Genomic DNA, 17,182 nt, shown 5'->3' with positions numbered 1-17,182 from the left:
AGTTCCTGGCCGGAAGAAGTCAGTTGGCAAAAACCGTGACGGCGTCCTCGGCGGCGTGCCGCGGCTGAAGCTCGGCCGCCTCGTGCGTGAGCGCGTTCCGCCGTACGCAGACCACCGCGGCGCCGATCAGCGCCGTGACGGCCGCGACCAGGAACGGGATGCGGACGGAACTCCACTCCTCGATCTTCGGCGCGAAGTAGGGCGCCGCGGCCGCCGCGAACCAGCGCACGAAGTTGTACCCGGCGCTCGCCACCGGGCGCGGCGCGTCCGACACGCCCAGTGCCAGTTCGGTGTACACGGTGTTGTTCACCCCGATGAAGGCGCCCGAGAGGATCGTGCAGACGACAGCGGTGGTGTGGTCGCCGTAGCCCAGTACGAGCACGTCGGCGGCGAGCAGCACCAGGGAGCCGCAGAGCACCTTCAGCGATCCGAACCGTGCCTGCATGCGCGGCGCCACGACGACGGAGAAGGCCGCGAGCAGGACGCCCCAGCAGAAGAAGACCGCGCCGGACTTGTAGGGGGTCATGTCCAGTACGAACGGCGTGAAGGCCAGCACGGTGAAGAACGTGTAGTTGTAGAAGAACGCGGAGACGGCCGCCGAGGCGAGACCACCGTGGCCGAGCGCCTTGAGCGGGTCGAGCAGCGCGGTCCTGCGGGCCGGCTTCGGCTGCTCCTTCAGGAAGGCCGTGACGCACAGGAAGCCGACCGCCATCAGGAACGCGGTGCCGAAGAACGGGTAGCGCCAGCTGGCGTTGCCGAGCAGTGCGCCGAGCAGCGGTCCGCAGGCCATGCCGAGGCCGAGCGCGGACTCGTACAGCAGGATCGCCGCGGCACTGCCGCCCGCCGCCGCGCCGACGATGACGGCGAGGGCCGTCGAGACGAACAGGGCGTTGCCGAGCCCCCAGCCGGCCCGGAACCCGACGAGTTCGCCGACCGACCCGGAGGTGCCCGCGAGCCCGGCGAAGACCACCACGAGCGCGAGGCCGAGCAGCAGGGTCTTCTTGCCGCCGATGCGACTGGAGACGAAACCGGTCAGCAGCATCGCGACGGCGGTGATCAGGAAGTACGAGGTGAAGAGCAGGGAGACCTGGCTCGGGGTGGCGTCCAGGCCCTTGGCGATGGAGGGCAGGATCGGGTCGACGAGCCCGATGCCCATGAAGGCGACGACGGAGGCCCCGGCGGTCGCCCAGACGGCCTTCGGCTGACGCAGGAGGCCGCCCGCGCCCGCGTCGAACGTGTCCCCTTCGGCGGGGCCTCCCGTACTGCTGGTCATGTCCGCTCCTCTGACTGCCCTGACGAGGTCGTTGTCGTATGCACACAATAAGTTAGGTGGGCTAATTAGTGCAAGTTACATCTAGTTTCGCGCGGTGACGGCGCGCTCCGGACGGGTGATCGTCCTTGACGCGGCGAAAGACGGGGAGGACCGTGGGGCTCTATGAGGGGCGAACCCAGTTGCCCGAAGTGTGGTGGCCGGGTCAGGGCTCCCGGCCTTTTTGCCGACTCCTGGCAGTGCGATGCGCACGGGACCGTGCATCCACTGCAGCCCGTGATCCCGCCCAGCGTCGAGGCCCTCGGTGTCGTGGTGCACCGTGCCCGGGTACCGGTGTGGATGCCGTGGCCGCTGCCGGTCGGATGGCTCTTCACCGGCGCCGGATTCGCGGGCGACGACCGCAGTGGCGGGCGCGCGACCATGGTGGCCTGCTCGGGCCCCGGGCCGCTCGGCGGCATCGGGGAGCTGATCCTGGTCGCCGAGGAGCTCGGCGTCGGCCTCGGCGCACGCTACGCCGGCATCGACGCCCCCGACCCCGGGCCCTACATGAGTGTCGAGAAACCGCCGCAGGCCAAGGTCCTCGCGGCCGGCCGGCCCACCCCGCTGTGGCATGTGGCCGGCGCCCCGGACGACCGCGCCGTCTTCGCGGGCGAGGCGCTCGGGCTGTGGCTGTGGGCGGTCGTGTGGCCCGAGCAGTCGGGCCTGCTGATGTACGACGAGCTGGTGCTGACCGACCTGCGCGACGCGGGGGCGGAAGTGGACCTGCTGCCCTGCGGGGCGCTGTCGCCGCGCATCCTGGAGCCGTAGCGCTCCGTCGGTTCGCCGGGCGGGGATCACGGCCCGCTCGCGGATGGACGCGGGCGCGGAGGCCCCCGAACTGCCGCGGGACCGCTCGTGGAGGTGCTCCGTAGGGGGCGCTCGACGGTTGCGGGTGTGACAGGGGTGCCCGGGAATCCCGTTATCCTTGGGTGTCCCCTTCCGTGCCGTCACCGCCTGGAGTCGCGTAGTGCGCATCGACCTGCACGCCCACTCCACCGCTTCCGACGGCACGGACACCCCGGCCGAGCTGGTCCGCAACGCGGCCGCCGCCGGTCTGGACGTCGTCGCGCTGACCGACCACGACACCACCCGCGGACACGCGGCGGCCGTCGCGGCCCTCCCCGAGGGACTCACCCTCGTCACCGGCGCCGAACTCTCCTGCCGTCTCGACGGCATCAGCATGCACCTGCTGGCCTACCTCTTCGACCCCGCGGAGCCCGAGCTGCTCGCCGAGCGCGAGCTGACCCGGGACGACCGGGTGCCGCGGGCCCGGAGCATGGTCGCCAAGCTCCGGGAACTGGGCGTGCCGGTCACCTGGGAGCAGGTCGCGCGCATCGCGGGCGACGGCTCCGTGGGCCGGCCGCACATCGCCTCCGCCCTGGTCGAGCTGGGGGTCGTGGACAGCGTGTCCGACGCCTTCGGCGGCGACTGGCTCGCCGACGGCGGCCGGGTCTACGTACCCCGTCACGAGACGGACCCCTTCGACGCGATCCGGCTGGTCAAGGCCGCGGGCGGCGTGACCGTCTTCGCGCACCCGGCCGCCGCCAAGCGGGGCCGCACCGTGCCGGAGGCGGCGATCGCGGAGCTGGCCACCGCGGGACTCGACGGCATCGAGGTGGACCACATGGACCACGAGCCGGCGACCAGGGCGCGGTTGCGCGGTCTCGCGGCCGAGCTGGGACTGCTCGTCACGGGGTCCAGCGACTACCACGGCAGTCGCAAGACCTGCGTCCTCGGGGAGTACACGACCGACCCCGAGGTGTACGGGGAGATCACGCGGCGGGCCACCGGGGCGTTCCCGGTGCCGGGAACCGGCGGAGCCTGACCGCCCGCCCCTCGGAACCGTCCCCGGATCCGGGTCCCCTTCGCACGCACCCGGCGCTGTCCGCCGTGTGCCCCGTTCCGCCCGGCGGAACTCCCTTTTCCCCAGCGGTGACTGCTGATCCCGCCGTGCCGCTTTCCCCACCTTCGCAAGGCCTCACTGAACCATGTTCGACGTCGCCGTCTTCGGCTCCCTCTTCCTCACCCTCTTCGTGATCATGGATCCCCCCGGGATCACCCCGATCTTCCTCGCGCTCACCGCGGGACGCCCCGCCAAGGTGCAGAAGCGCATGGCGTTCCAGGCCGTCTGCGTGGCGGGCGGGGTGATCGCGGTCTTCGGTCTGCTCGGTCACCAGATCCTGAACTACCTGCACGTCTCCGTACCCGCGCTGATGATCGCGGGCGGACTGCTGCTCCTGCTGATCGCCCTCGACCTGCTGACCGGCAAGACCGACGAGCCGAAGCAGACCAAGGACGTCAACGTCGCCCTCGTGCCGCTCGGCATGCCGCTGCTCGCGGGCCCCGGTGCGATCGTCTCGGTGATCCTGGCCGTGCAGAAGGCGGACAGCGTCGCCACACAGGTGTCCGTGTGGAGCGCGATCCTCGCGATCCACGTCGTGCTGTGGGTGGTCATGCGCTACTCACTGCTGATCATCCGCGTCATCAAGGACGGGGGTGTGGTGCTGGTGACCCGGCTGGCGGGCATGATGCTCTCGGCGATCGCCGTCCAGCAGATCATCAACGGCGTCACACAGGTCGTCAGGGGCGGCTGAGCCGCCTCCTTGGCGGGCCGGCGGCCCCGGGCACGGCCGGGCGGCCGCGGGCACGGCCGGGCGGCCGCCTCCGGCGCCGCGGCGGTCCGGTCGTATACGCAAAGCCCCGTACGGCGTCGATGCCGTACGGGGCTTTGAAGTCTGAGACGTCCGGGACGTCCGAGAGGTGTCCGCGGGTTACGAAGCGGACGAGTCGGCCGGGCGGATCCACAGTCGCTGCCCGATGGCGGCGGCCTGCTGAACGATCCGGTTGACGGAGGCGGCGTCAACGACGGTGCTGTCCACGGGCGTGCCGTTGACATCGTCGAGTCGCATGATTTCGAAGCGCATGGGCTTCTCCCTTCGTCTGGTCATCCTCCTGAGGAGAACTACTTGGTGTGTGGCGCGCGAGCTGAGACAGTCCCCCGCTTCCGTTCGTATTCAACGGTGTGCGTGTTACAAACATTCCCTACGCTAAGGAAATTTTTCGAGAACCTAATTACCGGCGGGTAAGAAGTGTGAAGGAGACTGAACGGGACCAGTTGTGTTCGAAGCGTGACCGCCGGGAGAATGGGGGGTGATGAACGACGACCTCGCGGCGCTCGGCGCCCGCATCGACCGCACGAACGAGCTGCTCCAGCGCATGCTCGCCGAGGTGGCGAAGACGCCCTCGACCCACGCGATCTTCGTCGACGCCGGATACCTGTACGCCGCCGGGGGACGGCTCGTCGCCGGGACCGAGGACCGCCGCTCCTTCGACCTCGACGCCGAGGGCCTCATCGAGGCCCTCATCGACAAGGCCCGCACCATCTTCGCGGACAGCAGGCTGCTGCGGGTGTACTGGTACGACGGCGCGCGCCGCCGCATCCACACCGCCGAACAGCAGTCGATCGCCGAACTTCCGGACGTCAAGGTGCGGTTGGGCAACCTGAACGCCAACAACCAGCAGAAGGGCGTCGACTCCCTGATCCGGTCCGACCTGGAGTCCCTGGCCCGGCACCGCGCCATCAGCGACGCCGCCCTGCTCGGGGGCGACGAGGACCTGGTGTCGGCGGTCGAGGCCGCGCAGGGGTACGGGGCGCGGGTCCACCTCTGGGGCATCGAGGCGCCCGAGGGCCGCAACCAGGCCGAGCCGCTGCTCTGGGAGGTCGACAGCCAGCGCACCTTCGACCTCGACTTCTTCAAGCCCTACGTGTCCCGCCGGACCGCCACCACGTACGACGCGAGCGCGGTGAGCAGGCCCACGCGTGAGGACGTGCGGTTCGTGGGCGCCCAGATCGCCGCGAAGTGGCTGGCCGCGCGGGGGCGCGAGGCGCTGGTGGACCTGCTGCCCGGCCATCCGTACCTGCCCGGTTCGGTCGACCAGGACCTGCTGGTCGAGGCGGAGGGGCTTCTCCAGTACTCCCTGCGGGGACAGGCGGATCTGCGCCGAGCGCTCCGGGACGGCTTCTGGGAGCATCTGCAGGCGCAGTACTGACCGGCCGGCAGTACTGACCGGTCACCGGTCACCGGTCACCGGCCATCTCCGGCCCCCGGTCTCCGTTGTGGGTCTGTCCGCCACGGGCCACGGGTCACGCGGTCGCGGTGGTGCGGTCCCAGAAGTCGGCGAGGGCGCGGGCGGTCGGCAGGGGCTGGTCCGTGTTGGGGGAGTGCTCGGCGCCCTGTACGACCGTGCGCCGGGCGTCGAGACGTACGGCCATGTCGTCCAGCAGCTCCACCGGCCAGGTGTCGTCGTGCGAGCCGGACAGGACGTGCTTCGGCAGCCGCACGGCGGCCAGCTCGGCGACGCGGTCGGGCTCGGTGCACAGCTGACGGCCCGTCGCGATCAGCTGGGCGGGGCTGGTGGCCAGCCAGCGGCGCCGCAGGTCGTCGCGGTCGTCCAGACCCGCGTCGAGCTCTCCGGTCTCGGTCTCCTCCGGCGGCTCCATCGCCTGGATCGCGTCCCACACCTGGCCCATGTCCATCACGGCGAGCGCGTCCCGGAGCAGCTTGACGCGCTGCTGCTGGGAGCCGGAGATCTGGGCGGGGCCCGAGGACATCAGGGTGAGGGAGGCGAAGGGCGCCGGGTCGAGCAGGACGGCGGCCCGGGAGACCTGCCCGCCGAGGGAGTGCCCGACGAGGTGCACGGGTGTCGCGAGGGCCGCTGCCTGCGCGAGTACGTCACGCGCCAACTCGTCCTGCGCGTAAGCCGTTTCGTCGTGCTCGGGCCCGTCGCTCTCGAACTGTCCACGTCCGTCGACGGCGACGGTCCGGTACCCGCGCGCGGCCAGCGGTTCGTGCAGCGCGATGAAGTCCTCCTTGCTTCCGGTGAAACCCGGCAGGAGCAAGGCGGTTCCCCGTACGGCGGTACCGGCCTCGATCACCGCGAACTCGCCGCGCGCGGTGTCCAGCCGGTACGCGCGCGCTCCGGCCGGCGGGATGAAGGAGGGGGGACGACTCATGGCTCCGAGGCTATCGGGCGGGGCCTCGCTCCACGGTCCGGGGCGTCTGTTCGGGTCGTCCGTCCGGGGCGTCGGTTCAGGTCGCCTGTCCGGGTCGCCTGTCCGGGTCGCCTGTCCGGGGCGTCGGCCGCTGTCGGCCGGAGGGGCCGTCGGGGTGCGTACGGCGCCGGGCGGGTGATGTGCCGGAACGCCGATGGCCCGGCCCCCCGGAAGCGGGGGACCGGGCCATCGGACTGTGGATCAGCTCTCCGCGGGCTCCGCGACAGCGGCGGCCTTACGGGTGCGGCGACGCGGCTTGGCCTCGTCCGTCTCCGGGGTCACCACGGCCTCCGCCGTCTTGCGGGTGCGGCGGCGCGGCTTGGCCTCCGGCTCCTCGACGGCGGCCGTCTGGGCGGGGATGGTCGCCTCGACGGTCTCCGCGGCGGCCTTGCGGGTCCGGCGGCGGGGCGTGACGGGCGCCTCGGCGGTGTCCGCGGTCGCCTCGGTGGCCACCTCGGGCGTGGCCTTGGTGGTCGCCTTGGCGCGCGTGCGGCGCGGCTTCGGCTCCGTGGCCTCGACGGCCTCGGCGACCGCGGCTGCCTCGGTCGTGGCCACCGCGGCCTTGCGGGTACGGCGCGGCTTGGCGGCCGGTGCCTCGGCGACGCCCTCCGCCGTGTCGACCGCGGTCTCGGCGGCCTTGCGGGTGCGGCGGCGCGGCTTGGCCTCCGGCTCCTCGACGGCGGCCGTCAGGGGCGCGCTGTCCGCCTCGACGGTCTCCGCGGCTGCCTTGCGGGTGCGACGCCGGGGCTTGGCCTCCGCCGTCTCCGTGGTGTCAACGGCGCTGTCCACGGCGGGAGTTGCCGCGGTCGTGGCCTTGGCGCGGGTGCGGCGCGGCTTGGTCTCGGTGACCTCCGGCGTGCCCTCGACCGTGTCGAGGACGGCCTCCGCGGTCTCGGCGGCCTTGCGGGTGCGGCGGCGCGGCTTGCCGGCCGGAGCCTCCGCGACGGCCTCGGCGGGCGCGGCGGCGACGGTCTCGGCGACCGCGACGGGCTCGGCGACGACCGTGACGGTCTCGGCCGGGGCCTGTGCCGTCCTGCGGGTGCGGCGGCGCGGCTTGGTGGCCGTGGCGTCCGCGCCCTCGGCCGTCGCGACCGCGGTCTCCGCGGCCTCGGGCACGGCCGGCTCGATCGCCTCGGTGGCACCGGCGGCCGCCACCGGCTCCGACGACGCACCGACGCGCGTACGGCGACGGCGGCGCGGCGTACGGGGCTCGTTGGCCTCCGGAGCGGCGGGCTCGGCCGGAGCGTGCGGCGACGTCGTCGACGTGGCGGGTGTGGTGGAGGTCTCGTCCAGCGGTGTGCCGTTGCGCGTACGACGGCGACGGCGCGGGGTGCGGTCCGGACGCTCCCGCTCCCGCTCGCGCTCGACGGCGGGCGCCGAGGAGCGGCCACCACGGCCGCGCGGACCGCGCCCGCCGGTCTCGCCGAGGTCCTCGACGGCCTCGGCCGAGAGCCCGGCGCGGGTGCGCTCGGAACGCGGCAGGACACCCTTGGTGCCGGCCGGGATGCTGAGTTCCTCGAAGAGGTGCGGGGACGTGGAGTACGTCTCCGGCGGGTTGTTGAAGCCGAGGTCCAGCGCCTTGTTGATGAGCTGCCAGCGCGGGATGTCGTCCCAGTCGACGAGGGTGATCGCGATGCCCTTGGCGCCCGCGCGGCCGGTCCGGCCGATGCGGTGCAGGTACGTCTTCTCGTCCTCGGGGGACTGGTAGTTGATGACGTGGGTGACGCCTTCGACGTCGATGCCGCGGGCGGCGACGTCGGTGCAGACGAGGACGTCGACCTTGCCATTGCGGAAGGCGCGCAGCGCCTGCTCGCGGGCGCCCTGGCCGAGGTCGCCGTGGACCGCGCCGGAGGCGAAGCCGCGCTGCTGGAGCTGGTCGGCGAGGTCGGCCGCCGTCCGCTTGGTGCGGCAGAAGACCATCGCGAGTCCGCGGCCGTCGGCCTGCAGTATGCGCGCGACCAGTTCGGGCTTGTCCATGTTGTGCGCGCGGTAGATGAACTGCGCGGTGTTCGCCACGGTCGCGCCCGCGTCGTCCGGCGCGGTGGCGCGGATGTGGGTGGGCTGCGACATGTAGCGGCGCGCGAGGCCGATGACCGCACCCGGCATGGTCGCCGAGAACAGCATGGTCTGGCGGCGGGCCGGCAGCATGTTCATGATCTTCTCGACGTCGGGCAGGAAGCCCAGGTCGAGCATCTCGTCGGCCTCGTCGAGGACGAGGGCCCTGATGTGCTTGAGGTTGAGCTTCTTCTGGCCCGCGAGGTCCAGCAGACGGCCCGGGGTGCCGACGATGACGTCGACGCCCTTCTTGAGGGCCTCCACCTGGGGCTCGTACGCCCGGCCGCCGTAGATGGCGAGCACGCGGACGTTGCGGACCTTGCCCGCGGTCAGCAGGTCGTTCGTCACCTGGGTGCACAGCTCGCGCGTCGGGACGACGACGAGGGCCTGCGGTGCGTCGGTCAGCTGCTCGGGCTTGGCGCGGCCCGCCTCGACGTCGGCGGGGACGGTGACGCGCTCCAGGAGGGGGAGGCCGAAGCCCAGCGTCTTGCCGGTGCCGGTCTTGGCCTGGCCGATGACGTCGCTGCCCGAGAGGGCGACGGGGAGTGTCATCTCCTGGATGGGGAAGGGGTTGATGATGCCGACGGCCTCAAGGGCTTCGGCCGTCTCGGGAAGGATTCCGAGCTCTCGGAAAGTCGTAGTCAGGGTGCTGCCTCTTCTGTGTACGCGGTGCGAGGCGAGCGCGGGGGTCGTGACGGGGACCGTGCCGGGGACGTCGGCCGCTTGTCGGGCGGGCCGAGTGGCATGGGACCACTGCCGACGCTCGAGCGCTCGTACCGCTGAGGGTCCCTCCGGATGTCGTACGCATCGTGCCGTACCGACGGGAGGGCTGTCGGGTCGGAGCCGATCGGGCCACCGACCGGGCATCCTCATTCGTGCGGCCCGTCGAATACTCGCCGGGCGCATTACCACCATACCCCGGAATCGCGCATATGCGATGGCCGATTTGGTCACGTAGTCGTCGTCACACTGGATGAGCAGGGACTTCCCTGCTGCGGCGGGCGGGCTATTGTGCGCTTCATGACGACGCCTGACAACGCCGCTGACACGTCCGCCGAGGCACCCGGCGACACCACCCCCGCGGCCACCCGGGTCGCCGCGCAGAACTGGGACACGGCCTCCGCCGACCCCCAGTACCGCGCCGCGGTCGTGGACCTGCTCGGAGCGCTCGCGTACGGCGAGCTGGCGGCGTTCGAGCGGCTCGCCGAGGACGCCAAGCTGGCGCCGACGCTGAGCGACAAGGCGGAGCTGGCCAAGATGGCGTCGGCCGAGTTCCACCACTTCGAGCGGTTGCGGGACCGGCTCTCCGGGATCGGCGAGGAGCCGACCGGCGCGATGGAGCCGTTCGTCGCCGCGTACGACGGCTTCCACAAGCAGACCGCGCCCTCCGACTGGCTGGAGGGGCTCGTCAAGGCCTATGTCGGCGACTCGATCGCCAGTGACTTCTACCGGGAGGTCGCCGCGCGGCTGGACGAGGACACGCGCGGTCTCGTCCTCGGTGTCCTGGACGACACCGGGCACGCGAGTTTCGCCGTGGAGAAGGTCCGCGGCGCGATCGACGCGGACCCGCGGGTGGGCGGTCGGCTCGCGCTGTGGGCGCGGCGGCTGATGGGCGAGGCGCTGTCCCAGTCGCAGCGGGTGGTCGCGGACCGCGACGCGCTGTCGACGATGCTCGTGGGCGGCGTGGCGGACGGCTTCGACCTGGCGGAGGTCGGCCGGATGTTCTCCCGGATCACCGAGGCCCACACGAAGCGGATGGCGGCGCTGGGCCTGGCGGCCTAGGTCTGCATAGGTCTGCCTAGGTCTTGTGCGGCCCGGTCCGGATCCGGTTCCTACGGGATGCGCCGTCGCCCGGTGCGGTCACGCCGTCGCCGAGCGGCGGCGAAATCTTTCCGCCGGGCGCAGCAGCAGCGAGAGCAGTGCGGCCGAGACGATCGCGGCGCCGAAGAGGATCACCGGGTAGTACCCGGAGCCCAGCGCCGTGTGGGTGAGGAAGGCTCCGAACAGCCCTCCCGCGACGCCGGTCGACAGGACCAGGCTGCGGGCGGGCAGGCGGTGCGGCAGACGGCGCGAGGCGGCCCATGCCAGGGCCAGACCGAGCGCCGCGGCGCCGAGCGCTTCCAAGAACATGGTGGGGGTCCCTCCCGCACGGCCCGTGCAAATCGGTCGTAGCCGGTGTACCCGTGACGTGCGGAACGCAATCCTCCCCTGTGGCGGAACTGTGCTCCGTCTGTGGTGCGGGGACGGAGGGGCTCGGGGGGCGGGAACGGATTCCGGTGGTCGCGGCGGGACCGGTTTCGGGCAGGTGCGCGGAGGGGCCCGGTGACAGCGTCACCGGGCCCCTCCGCGTGGCTGACTACAGCGCGCTGAATCCCACCTTGCGCTGCGTGGGCTCGCCGAGCTCCACGTAGGCGAGGCGGTCGGCCGGAACCAGGACCTTGCGCCCGTGGTCGTCCACGAGGCTCAGCAGCTGCGACTTGCCGGCCAGCGCCTCGGACACCGCGCGCTCGACCTCTTCCGGGGTCTGACCGCTCTCCAGAACGATCTCGCGGGGCGCGTGCTGCACGCCGATCTTGACCTCCACGGCTTTGTCCCTCCGACGGTCAGTCATGTGCGCGTTCATCCGCGCCGTACGCAGCACACATTAGCCCGGTGAGGGGACGTACACGCTCCGCCCGAGAACGCCAGGAGCGAACAGCGGGTGGGAACAAAGTGGCGGTCAGCGGTGGTCAGTGGTGGTCGGTCGTGTGCAGCGGGAAGCCCGCGATGCCCCGCCACGCCAGCGAGGTCAGCAGCTGGACCGCCTCGTCGCGCGGCACGCTGCGGTCGCTGTGCAGCCAGGAGCGGGCCACCACCTGGGCCAGCCCGCCCAGACCGGAGGCGAGGAGCATCGATTCGGCGCGCGAGAGACCGGTGTCCTCCGCGATGACGTCGCAGATGGCCTCGGCGCACTCGTGCGTGACCTTGTCCACGCGCTCGCGGACCGCCGGCTCGTTCGTCAGGTCTGACTCGAACACCAGTCGGAAAGCGCCGCCGTCGTCCTCGACGTACGCGAAGTACGCGTCCATGGTGGCGCGGACGCGCAGCGAGTTGTCCGTGGTGGACGCCAGTGCGGTCCGTACCGCCTGAAGCAGGGACTCGCAGTGCTGGTCCAGCAGGGCGAGATACAGGTCCAGCTTGCCCGGGAAGTGCTGGTAGAGAACCGGCTTGCTGACGCCCGCGCGCTCGGCGATGTCGTCCATGGCGGCCGAGTGGTATCCCTGAGCAACGAACACTTCCTGGGCGGCGCCGAGGAGCTGGTTGCGTCGGGCACGGCGCGGCAGGCGAGTGCCCCGCGGGCGCGCCGCCTCTGTCTGCTCGATGGCTGTCACGCCGCCTCCCAAAATTGTCCACTTGCGGTGTGCGCCGCGCCGCCATCGTACTTTTCGGTAACCCTGGTGTGCGCGGTGCGAGCGCAGAATTTCACGGACCGGACGCGGGCGATAGCGGCACAGAGGCCGTCCAACGGGGGCAGGGCGGGCGTCGTGGCACCCGGATCACCCCGGTCACCCGGCCGGTTCCTGCGGCCTAGCGGTAGTCGTCCTCGTTGAGCTCGACGACTCTGGCCTGCTCGGCGAGGTCCGCCTCGTCGGCGTTGAGAGGGTCGCCCACGGCCTGGCGGCCGTCGTCCTGCGGTGTCAGTTCCGCGTGCTGTTCGGCGGCGTCGGCCTCGGGGGCCTCCGGGTCGAGGTCCGGGCTCTCGTCAACTACTGCGGTGAAGGTCTCGGGGTCCGTGGGGTCGACTGTCATGGTTCCTCTTCCCGAGTGGTGCGAGTGCGCTCCTGTGTGTCTGCGAGTGCCCTCGTCTGAAGCCTAGGAGACACCCGATCCAGACGCTATGCGATTCGCCCACCATCTGTGACGGCGAACACATGAACCACTGCGTGATCGTCTCGTAACATTGCCGCATGTCTTCGACCGAGCTGCCGTCCGTGCTGGCCGCAACCGTCACGCCGAGGGTGGGGACCGTCCGGGTCGCGGAGGGGGAGCGGCTGAGATCGGTCGGTCTGCCCGGGATCACGCTGACCGTGCGTTCCCGGCCACCCGTGCGTGAGGGGCTGCCGCCCGCGCTGTACGTGCACGGGCTGGGGGGTTCCTCGCAGAACTGGTCGGCCCTGATGCTGCTGCTCGACGGGCTCGTCGACAGCGAGGCCCTGGATCTGCCGGGCTTCGGGGACTCGCCGCCACCGGACGACGGCGACTACAGCGTCACCGGGCACGCGCGCGCCGTCATCCGCTACCTGGACGCCGCCGAGCACGGCCCCGTGCACCTGTTCGGCAACTCACTGGGCGGCGCCGTCGCCACCCGGGTCGCGGCCGTGCGGCCCGATCTCGTCCGCACGCTCACGCTCGTCTCGCCCGCGCTCCCGGAGATCCGCGTGCAGCGCACCGCGTGGCCGACCGCGCTGCTCGCGGTGCCCGGGGTGGCGGGGCTGTTCACCCGGCTCACCAAGGACTGGAACGCCGAGCAGCGTGTCCGCGGGGTCACGGCGCTCTGCTACGGGGATCCCGGCAGGGTGACGCCCGACGGGTTCCGCGAGGCGGTCGAGGAGATGGAGCGGCGGCTGGCGCTGCCCTATTTCTGGGACGCCATGACGCGCTCGGCGCGCGGCATCGTGAACGCGTACACGCTGGGCGGCCAGCACGGACTGTGGCGGCAGGCCGAGCGGGTGCTCGCGCCGACGCTGCTCGTCTACGGCGGGCGGGACCAGCTCGTCGGCTACCGTATGGCGCGGCGCGCCGCGCGTGCGTTCCGTGACGGCCGGCTGCTGTCCCTGCCGGAGGCGGGTCATGTCGCGATGATGGAGTATCCGGAGACGGTGGCCATGGCCTTCCGTGAACTCCTCGCGGAATCCACCGAGTCGACCTCGTCGGCCGTCACCGGTGCGGGGAGCTGAGGCAGGGCGTGGGACGACACAGTCGCCGGGGGCGGGCGGAGAAGAGCGACGCGGGGGACAAGCCGGGGGCACCGGCACCCGGTGCGGCGCCGAGTACGGCCCAGAGGCCGGGAGGCGCGCCGCAGGAGACCCCGCGCGGCGCACTGGGCCCCCGGCCGCCCCGCCCTCAGACGGGCGGGACACCGGCCGCGGGAGCGCCCCGCGGGACGGACGGGACCCCGGCGCACGGAGTGCCGCGCTTCCAGGACCGCTTCCAGGACGGGACGCCGGCCCACGGCATCCCCCGGCAGTCCGACGGGACGCCGGCCCATGGGGTACCGAGTTTTCCTGACGGGACGCCGGCCCGTGGTGTGCCGCGTCTCTCTGACGGGACGCCCGCGCACGGCATCCCGCGTTTTTCCGACGGGACGCCCGCGCACGGCATCCCGCGGATGCCCGACGGGACGCCTGCTCGCGGTGTGCCGCGGATGCCCGACGGGACGCCTGCTCGCGGTGTGCCGCGGATGCCCGACGGGACGCCCGCGCGCGGTGTGCCGCGGATGGCCGACGGCGCTGCGGCCCGAGGGTCGGCCCAGACGCGTGGCGGGCACCCCGAGCAGCGTGAGACCGGCGGTGGCTGGGGCGAGTTCAGGGGCGGTCCGCCGAGCGGAGCCGCGTACGGCGGCCCCCGGGTGACACCCCAGGCCGCGCCCGGTGGCCACTCCGGGCCCGCGGCACCGGGCGGGCCCCGCGTCCCCGGCCAACGCCAGGAGGCCGGAACAGGGCTGGGAACCGGTTCCGGTTCCGGGCGTGGACCCCGGCAGGCCTACGTCGACGCCTTCGACGACGACGGCACCGGGGACGTCGACGTCTTCGCACCCCGCCGGACGACCGCACTCCGCAGCGCTCCCCATGGCCCCGTCACCGACTGGGATCCGCAGATCGTCGAGGAGGCGCCGCCGCAGCCCGACGAGGAGGGCAGGTCCAGGGGCGGCAAGGGCCGGACCTTCACCGGCATCGCCGCGGCCGCCGTCACCACCGTGCTCGCCGTCGTGGTGGCCGGACAGGTGGCCACCGGACGCGACGGCGGCGGCACGCACACGCAGTCCGCCGCCGGTGCGGGCCGGGGCGCCCTCGACCCCGCCTCACGCGGCGACGGCCGGGCCACCGCGTCCCGCGCACCGGGCGTGCAGGCCGTGAAGACGCTGACGTACGACCAGAAGATGGGCGAGAAGTACCCGCTCGGACCCAAGCTCAAGGCGTCGGGCAGGTTCGACGCGGTCGCCGGGTTCGACAAGGCGCCCGGCAGGGGCCGGAAGTACACCTATCGAGTGGATGTGGAACAGGGCCTCGGACTTGACGGCGCGCTCTTCGCGCAGGCCGTGCAGAAAACCCTGAACGACCAGAGGAGCTGGGCCCACAAGGGCGCCCGCACCTTCGAGCGGATCTCCTCCGGCAGGCCCGATTTCGTGATCACGCTGGCCAGCCCGGGCACCACCGCCGAGTGGTGCGCCAAGTCCGGCCTGGACACGACCGAGGACAACGTGTCCTGCGACTCGGCCTCCACCGAACGCGTCATGATCAACGCGTACCGCTGGGCCCAGGGCTCCACGACGTACGGCGACGCGATCCACCCCTACCGGCAGATGCTCATCAACCACGAGGTCGGCCACCGGCTCGGATACGGCCATGTCAGCTGCGAGAAGGACGGCTCGCTCGCTCCGGTGATGCAGCAGCAGACCAAGTTCCTCGACCATGACGGGATTCACTGCCTGCCCAGTCCCTGGCCGTATCCGGGCAGTTGACCCCAAGTCGACAGGAGTCACGTCCGTCACGGGCCGGACCACGTTGACATGCTCCGAAAGTTCGTTCATATTTCTGCGCATGTGGTCCAGTCCTGCCGTGAGTCGCGCCGCCATCGAGCTGGCGCTGATCGGCGTGACCGCGCTCTGCGTGGCCGACATCCACTGTCGCTGACGTCCGCCCCCGGCGTGCTCGTCGCGATTCCGTTTCCTCCGTGACCGCAATGGTCCGTGACCTTTCGGCGACCTGACGCCGGGGCAGACGTCTGTTCACTTTCGTCTCACTCCTCGTCAATCCGTCTCATCATCCGAGAGGTCGTCTTCCGATGCGTCAACCGTCCGTGCACAGAGCCCGTGTGGCCACCGTTTCGCTTGCCCTGGTCGTGGCAGCGGGCGCCGCCGCCTGCGGGCCCGAGGACAACGATGCCAAGGGCGCCGGTGGCGACTCCGAGCTGCGGAAGGGAGGCACGCTCACCGTCCTCAACGCCATCCCGCAGGAGGACTTCGACCCGGCGCGCCTGTACACCTCCGGCGGCGGCAACGTCCCCTCCCTCGTCTTCCGCACGCTCACCACGCGCAACCGTGAGAACGGGGCCGACGGCGCCAAGGTCGTCCCCGACCTCGCCACCGACACCGGCCGTCCGAACAAGGACGCGACCGTGTGGACGTACACCCTGAAGAAGGGCCTCAAGTACGAGGACGGCACGCCGATCACCTCCGCCGACATCAAGTACGGCATCGAGCGTTCCTTCGCGGCCGAACTCTCCGGCGGCGCGCCCTACCTGAGGGACTGGCTGATCGGCGGCGCCGACTACCAAGGCCCCTACAAGGACAAGAAGGGACTCGACTCGATCGAGACCCCGGACGACCTCACCATCGTCTTCCACCTCGACAAGCCCGAGGGCGAGTTCCCCTACCTCGCCACCCAGACGCAGTTCACGCCCGTCCCGAAGGCCAAGGACAATGGCACCAAGTACGAGGAGCACCCGATCTCCTCGGGTCCGTACAAGGTCGTCAAGAACGAGAACGACGGCGAGCGGCTGATCCTGGAGCGCAACACGCACTGGTCCGCGTCGACCGACGCCGAGCGCAAGGCCTACCCCGACAAGATCGACGTACGGTCCGGTCTGGACTCGTCCGTGATCAACCAGCGGCTGTCCTCCTCCCAGGGCGCGGACGCCGCCGCCGTCACCACCGACACCAACCTCGGCCCGGCCGAGCTCGCCAAGGTCACCGGTGACAAGGAACTCGCCTCGCGCGTCGGCACCGGGCACTTCGGCTACACCGACTACATCGCCTTCAACCCGAAGGTGAAGCCGTTCGACGACCCGAAGGTGCGGCAGGCGATCTCGTACGCCATCGACCGCACATCGGTGATCAACGCGGCCGGCGGCTCCTCCCTCGCCGAGGCGGCGACCACCTACCTGCCGAACCAGAAGTCCTTCGGCTACACGCCCTACGACCACTTCCCGGCGGGCGCGTCGGGCAACCCGGCGAAGGCCAGGGAGCTCCTGAAGGAGGCGGGCCACCAGAACGGCCTCACCGTCACCCTCACACACTCCAACGACAAGGACTTCGAGACCAGCCCGGAGATCGCCACCGCCATCCAGGACGCCCTGAAGAAGGCCGGAATCACCGTCAAGCTCCAGGGCCTGGAGTCCAACGACTACAAGGACAAGATCCACGGCGCCAAGACCGAGCCCGGCTTCTTCCTCGCCCACTGGGGTGCCGACTGGCCCTCCGGCGGTCCCTTCCTCGCCCCGATCTTCGACGGCCGCCAGATCGTCAAGGACGGCGCCAACTTCAACACCGGCTTCCTCGACGACAAGGCCGTCAACGCCGAGATCGACGCGATCAACAAGCTGACCGACCTCGACCAGGCCGCACAGCGCTGGGGCGCACTCGACAAGAAGATCGGCGAGCAGGCCCTGACCGTGCCGCTGTTCCACCCGGTGTACAAGCGCCTCTACGGCAAGGACGTCAAGAACATCGTGATCAGCGACTGGACCGGCGTGCTGGACATCTCCCAGGTCGCGGTGAAGTAGCA

17 protein-coding genes are annotated in these 17,182 nt (G+C 71.4%); 9 read left to right on the top strand and 8 right to left on the bottom strand.

Annotation, left to right across the window (positions count from 1 at the left end):
- Positions 1-19: 19 nt before the first annotated feature.
- Entirely contained in the window at positions 20-1,273 is a 1,254-nt protein-coding gene (locus tag OG199_RS16285) for an MFS transporter (protein ID WP_356797085.1), read from the bottom strand.
- Positions 1,274-1,435: 162 nt separating this feature from the next.
- On the opposite strand from OG199_RS16285, the gene OG199_RS16280 reads away from it, so the two are divergent.
- The 3 genes from OG199_RS16280 (at position 1,436) to OG199_RS16270 (ending at position 3,903) form a co-directional block, all read left to right on the top strand.
- Positions 1,436-2,077, top strand: coding sequence for a DUF6758 family protein (locus tag OG199_RS16280; RefSeq protein ID WP_329290223.1), 642 nt, complete (start codon positions 1,436-1,438; stop codon positions 2,075-2,077).
- 199 nt (positions 2,078-2,276) lie between these two features.
- Positions 2,277-3,134, top strand: a complete 858-nt coding sequence (locus OG199_RS16275) for a PHP domain-containing protein (RefSeq protein WP_356797083.1) — start codon at positions 2,277-2,279, stop codon at positions 3,132-3,134.
- A 163-nt stretch (positions 3,135-3,297) separates the two neighbouring features.
- On the top strand, positions 3,298-3,903 hold the full coding sequence (locus OG199_RS16270; RefSeq protein WP_356797081.1) for a MarC family protein: 606 nt from the start codon (positions 3,298-3,300) through the stop codon (positions 3,901-3,903).
- 177 nt (positions 3,904-4,080) lie between these two features.
- On the opposite strand, the gene OG199_RS16265 is transcribed toward OG199_RS16270, so the two are convergent.
- The gene (locus tag OG199_RS16265; RefSeq protein WP_168530098.1) at positions 4,081-4,233 is read right to left on the bottom strand and encodes a hypothetical protein; all 153 of its coding nucleotides are present in this window, start codon (positions 4,231-4,233) and stop codon (positions 4,081-4,083) included.
- A 229-nt stretch (positions 4,234-4,462) separates the two neighbouring features.
- Between OG199_RS16265 and OG199_RS16260 the strand changes: the two genes are divergently transcribed.
- Complete coding sequence (locus OG199_RS16260) at positions 4,463-5,359, top strand: NYN domain-containing protein (RefSeq protein ID WP_356797079.1); 897 nt, start codon at positions 4,463-4,465, stop codon at positions 5,357-5,359.
- Positions 5,360-5,453: 94 nt separating this feature from the next.
- Here OG199_RS16260 and OG199_RS16255 read toward each other — a convergent pair whose 3' ends face one another.
- Together OG199_RS16255 and OG199_RS16250 are read right to left on the bottom strand one after the other, a co-directional pair.
- Complete coding sequence (locus OG199_RS16255) at positions 5,454-6,323, bottom strand: alpha/beta fold hydrolase (RefSeq protein ID WP_405830034.1); 870 nt, start codon at positions 6,321-6,323, stop codon at positions 5,454-5,456.
- A gap of 240 nt (positions 6,324-6,563) precedes the next feature.
- Positions 6,564-8,969, bottom strand: coding sequence for a DEAD/DEAH box helicase (locus OG199_RS16250; protein ID WP_405830032.1), 2,406 nt, complete (start codon positions 8,967-8,969; stop codon positions 6,564-6,566).
- 459 nt (positions 8,970-9,428) lie between these two features.
- Between OG199_RS16250 and OG199_RS16245 the strand changes: the two genes are divergently transcribed.
- Positions 9,429-10,199: a ferritin-like fold-containing protein gene (locus OG199_RS16245; protein ID WP_356797073.1), complete on the top strand. Its 771-nt coding sequence runs from the start codon at positions 9,429-9,431 to the stop codon at positions 10,197-10,199.
- Between the two features lie 78 nt (positions 10,200-10,277).
- On the opposite strand, the gene OG199_RS16240 is transcribed toward OG199_RS16245, so the two are convergent.
- From OG199_RS16240 to OG199_RS16225, 4 genes are all read right to left on the bottom strand, one after another.
- On the bottom strand, positions 10,278-10,547 hold the full coding sequence (locus tag OG199_RS16240; protein ID WP_266701215.1) for a hypothetical protein: 270 nt from the start codon (positions 10,545-10,547) through the stop codon (positions 10,278-10,280).
- Between the two features lie 226 nt (positions 10,548-10,773).
- Positions 10,774-11,001 (bottom strand): DUF3107 domain-containing protein, encoded by a 228-nt coding sequence (locus OG199_RS16235; RefSeq protein ID WP_028801993.1) that lies wholly within the window; start codon positions 10,999-11,001, stop codon positions 10,774-10,776.
- Between the two features lie 145 nt (positions 11,002-11,146).
- Positions 11,147-11,788: a TetR/AcrR family transcriptional regulator gene (locus tag OG199_RS16230; protein ID WP_405830029.1), complete on the bottom strand. Its 642-nt coding sequence runs from the start codon at positions 11,786-11,788 to the stop codon at positions 11,147-11,149.
- 196 nt (positions 11,789-11,984) lie between these two features.
- On the bottom strand, positions 11,985-12,206 hold the full coding sequence (locus OG199_RS16225) for a hypothetical protein (RefSeq protein WP_401799470.1): 222 nt from the start codon (positions 12,204-12,206) through the stop codon (positions 11,985-11,987).
- Positions 12,207-12,364: 158 nt separating this feature from the next.
- Between OG199_RS16225 and OG199_RS16220 the strand changes: the two genes are divergently transcribed.
- The 4 genes from OG199_RS16220 to OG199_RS16205 all read left to right on the top strand — a co-directional run bounded on the left by OG199_RS16220 (position 12,365) and on the right by OG199_RS16205 (position 17,180).
- The gene (locus OG199_RS16220) at positions 12,365-13,354 is read left to right on the top strand and encodes an alpha/beta fold hydrolase (protein ID WP_405830028.1); all 990 of its coding nucleotides are present in this window, start codon (positions 12,365-12,367) and stop codon (positions 13,352-13,354) included.
- 503 nt (positions 13,355-13,857) lie between these two features.
- The gene (locus OG199_RS16215) at positions 13,858-15,138 is read left to right on the top strand and encodes a DUF3152 domain-containing protein (protein WP_405830026.1); all 1,281 of its coding nucleotides are present in this window, start codon (positions 13,858-13,860) and stop codon (positions 15,136-15,138) included.
- Between the two features lie 79 nt (positions 15,139-15,217).
- A complete protein-coding gene (locus OG199_RS16210; protein ID WP_356808905.1) occupies positions 15,218-15,310 on the top strand; it encodes an Ms4533A family Cys-rich leader peptide in 93 nt (30 codons plus the stop codon).
- 151 nt (positions 15,311-15,461) lie between these two features.
- Positions 15,462-17,180, top strand: coding sequence for an ABC transporter substrate-binding protein (locus OG199_RS16205; protein WP_356808904.1), 1,719 nt, complete (start codon positions 15,462-15,464; stop codon positions 17,178-17,180).
- Positions 17,181-17,182: the final 2 nt, after the last annotated feature.

It is taken from the genome of Streptomyces sp. NBC_01176, assembly GCF_045039825.1.
Classification (GTDB): Bacteria; Actinomycetota; Actinomycetes; order Streptomycetales; family Streptomycetaceae; genus Streptomyces.
The sequence above is the reverse complement of the archived record's forward strand: the minus strand, read 5'-3'. Positions and strand labels throughout refer to the sequence as shown.